The sequence below is a fragment of the Pseudoalteromonas sp. SG45-3 genome, assembly GCF_014164075.1.
In the GTDB taxonomy this organism is placed as follows: domain Bacteria; phylum Pseudomonadota; class Gammaproteobacteria; order Enterobacterales; family Alteromonadaceae; genus Pseudoalteromonas; species Pseudoalteromonas distincta.
In genome coordinates this window covers 1-336 of record NZ_JACJEN010000074.1, presented here as the reverse complement: position 1 = coordinate 336, position 336 = coordinate 1, and the positions used below count along the sequence as shown (strand labels likewise).

At 36.9% G+C, this 336-nt stretch carries 1 protein-coding gene; it reads right to left on the bottom strand.

Translation table 11 applies throughout. From position 1 onward, the window contains the following. The coding region (locus H5126_RS21325; protein ID WP_182721570.1) for a cold-shock protein at positions 1–179 on the bottom strand (179 nt) is incomplete at its 3' end. Between the last annotated feature and the right edge of the window lie 157 nt (positions 180–336).

The following is a 336-nucleotide window of genomic DNA, read 5'->3' as shown; positions in this document are numbered from 1 at the left end:
CCTTTTTGACCTTGAGTAACAGTAAACTGTACACGTTGGCCTTCAGCTAAAGTTTTAAAACCGTCGCCAGAGATCGCGCTGAAATGTGCGAACACGTCTGCGCCAGATTCTTGCTCGATAAAACCAAAACCTTTTGCTTCGTTAAACCATTTTACTGAACCAGTAGTTGTATTAGACATAATATGTATCCTAAAAAATTAATATAAGTGTGCCTGAAAAGAGGCGATTGAGCCGGAAAAAATAGTTAACTTGAGGATATCGTGCAGGATTATTACTAAAACAACTCGGTACTAACAAATAAAACAAAACTTCTTTCAAACTAGTATTCAAAATGGG